The 325-nt window shown below is 63.7% G+C and carries 1 protein-coding gene; it reads left to right on the plus strand.

The features are described from left to right. The coding region (locus ACGF49_RS25065; protein WP_387493482.1) for a type VI secretion protein IcmF/TssM N-terminal domain-containing protein at nt 1-325 on the plus strand (325 nt) is incomplete at both ends.

Genomic DNA, 325 nt, shown 5'->3' on the forward strand with positions numbered 1-325 from the left:
ACTGATTCAGGAAGGTTACCGGCTGACTGACATTGCCGCGCCGGACACCCTGAGCGGGGAAGAGGCACTGCCCCTGCATCTGCGCTGCTGGCTGGGGGAGAAAGCCGTCATTATCGACCCGGACGGCTTCCTTATCGACCAGGTATCGCCGCCGGACACCGGCAAACCCCAGCTGCCCGCCCGTCTGTGGCAGGCCCTGCTCGCCTGGCTCGCCGAAAACCGTCAGCGCCAGCCGCTCAACGGCATCATCCTGACGGTGGACATTCACCGCTTACTGACCGACAACAAAGCCCAGCGGGAACAGGTTATTGCCGCGCTTCACCTG

The organism is Photorhabdus sp. RM96S (assembly GCF_042879335.1).
GTDB lineage: Bacteria > Pseudomonadota > Gammaproteobacteria > Enterobacterales > Enterobacteriaceae > Photorhabdus > Photorhabdus kayaii.